We start from the raw sequence: 1,926 nt of genomic DNA on the forward strand, positions 1-1,926 counted from the left end.
GCCCGGAGCCGGCGCACGCCGCCGACGAGGCCCGCCGGGCAGCCCAGCGCGCGGCCGACGACGCCCGTCGCACCGCCCGCGCCCTGCGCGCCGAGCGGGCCGAGATCGCGGGCGCCCCCGAGCCCCTGCCGGAAGCGGACGCCGACGCCCCGCGCTCCGCGCTGCCCGCCCTGCGCGAGGCGTACCGCGCGGCCTCGCAGCTGTACGAGAAGGTCGGGGTCGGCGCCGACCTCCGCGCCGAGCAGGCCCGTGCCGAGGGCGACGAGAGCGCCGCGCTCGCCGAGCTGGACCGCCTCACCAACAAGGTTCGCACCCGCGCCGCCCAGCTCCTGGAGGGCACCGACGGAGCCGACGGCCCCTCGCGCCAGGCTGCCGCCGCCCGCGCCGAATCCCTGGTGCAGATGCTGGAGACGCGCGCGTCCGAGGCGAGCGAGAAGCTCGGCCGGCTGCGCGGCGAGGCCGAGCGGCTGGCACCGGCCGATGGCACGGAGCACACCCCCCTTCCCGACGACATGGTCCCCGCCGACGCGGAAGGGGCCCAGGCCCTGCTGCGCGGTGCCACCACCGAACTCGCCCACCGCACCGATGCCGTGGAAACCGCCCGCGAGGCCCACGGCAGTCTGCTCCAGGCGCACCGGGCCGGCGAGGACGCGGCGGGAGGCTTCGACGAGACCGCCGCCCTCCTCCGCGATCTGCTGCGGGAACAGCACGAGGACGAGACCGAACCCCCGGAGCCGTACCCCGGCGGCCTCGCCGACGCCCGCCAAGCCGCCGCCGAAGCCCGCCGCTCCCTGCGCGGCTGCGCCACCGACCTGTCCACCGCCGAAGCGGCCGTACGCGAGGCGAGCGACATCCTCGTACGGCATGCCAACTCCACCCGGTACGAACAGGTGCGCACCCCCGCGCGCCAGCAGATCCGGGAACTGCCCGCCACCGCGCTGCCGGAGCACGCGGCGAAGTGGGCGCAGGCGTTCGCACCCAGGCTGCGTGTGCTCTCCGATGAGCTGGAGCAGCTGGAACGCAACCGCGACACCATCGTCGACCGGCTGCGCGGTCTGGTGGAGTCCGCGCTGACCACGCTCCGTTCGGCCCAGCGGCTCTCCCGGCTGCCCGAAGGTCTGGGGGAGTGGTCCGGACAGGAGTTCCTGCGGATCCGCTTCGAGGAGCCGGACCAGACGACACTGGCCGAGCGGCTCGGCGACGTCATCGACGAGGCGACCCGCTCCGCCGTCCGGAAGAACTCCACCGCGGCGTACGGCGAGGGCCGCCGGGACGGTATGTCCCTGCTGCTGCGCGGGGTCCAGGCGGCACTGCAGCCGAAGGGCATCGCCGTCGAGATCCTCAAGCCTGACGCGGTGCTCCGGGCCGAGCGCGTCCCCGTCGGGCAGATGGGCGATGTCTTCTCCGGCGGCCAGCTGCTCACAGCGGCCATCGCGCTGTACTGCACCATGGCGGCGCTCCGCAGCAACGACCGAGGCCGTGACCGGCACCGCCACGCGGGCACTCTCTTCCTCGACAATCCGATCGGCCGCGCCAACGCCACCTATCTGCTGGAGCTTCAGCGCGCGGTCTCCGATGCGCTGGGTGTCCAGCTCCTCTATACGACCGGACTGTTCGACACCACGGCGCTGGCGGAGTTCCCGCTGGTCATCCGGCTGCGCAATGACGCCGATCTGCGCGCGGGGCTGAAGTACATCAGCGTGGAGGAGCATCTTCGGCCCGGACTGCCCCAGCAGGACCCCGCGGGCGACCCGGTCCACGGCGAGATCACGGCCACCCGTATGTTCCGCCGCTCCCCGGCCCCCACGGCCCCCCAACCCCCCCCCCCGCCCCCCCCCCCCCCCCCACCCGCCCCCCCCCCCCCCCCCCCCCCCGGGCGGGCCGCCCCCGTGCCCGTGGGGGCCCAAGCCCCCGCCCGCAGCCCCG

Annotated in this window: 1 pseudogene; it reads left to right on the forward strand. The window is 75.5% G+C overall.

Features of this window, described 5'->3' with window-relative positions:
• Positions 1-1,926: pseudogene (locus ACWF94_RS39625) on the forward strand (hypothetical protein); the annotation flags it as partial.

This window comes from Streptomyces sp. NPDC055078 (assembly GCF_053607985.1).